The 429-nt window shown below is 62.5% G+C and carries 1 protein-coding gene; it reads left to right on the top strand.

What is annotated here, in order from left to right:
- Positions 1 to 172: 172 nt before the first annotated feature.
- Positions 173 to 429: hypothetical protein (locus tag OP04_RS48130; RefSeq protein WP_033346813.1), on the top strand; the 257-nt coding region annotated here is incomplete at its 3' end.

The raw sequence follows: 429 nt of genomic DNA, 5'->3' as shown, positions 1-429 counted from the left end.
TACGTTGCGTGGGTGGCCGGTGATCCTCGGTAACTGATTGTCAAGATCGACAGTGTTTTGTCCGTTCTGTGAATACGCTTTGTAATTGCTGTTTACTTCCTGGGTATCGACGTTCTACAGTCCCTCCGGCTTGATCTTGATCTCGGGGGGATTCGCTGTGCCACGTCGTGTCATGCCGCGCGTGTTCCGAACGTCGTCGCGGCGCAGGATCGCGCTTCTGCTGTCCGGTGTGGTGGGACTGTCGCTGAATCCCGTGCTGGCACAGCCCGCTGTCGCGGCGCGCCCGGAGTCCGAAGTGGATCGTGCGGCCGCGTCGGGTGAGCGGGTCGAGGTGATGTCGGAGCGGACCGAGTTCTCGCAGGTGTTCGCGGAGCCGTCCGGTGTGCTGGTGATGGAGTCGACCGTGGTGCCGACGCATGTGCGGCACGG

Origin of the sequence: Catenuloplanes japonicus, from assembly GCF_000717135.1 — a bacterium.
Lineage (GTDB): Bacteria > Actinomycetota > Actinomycetes > Mycobacteriales > Micromonosporaceae > Catenuloplanes > Catenuloplanes japonicus.
This window is presented reverse-complemented; position numbering and strand designations above follow the sequence as displayed.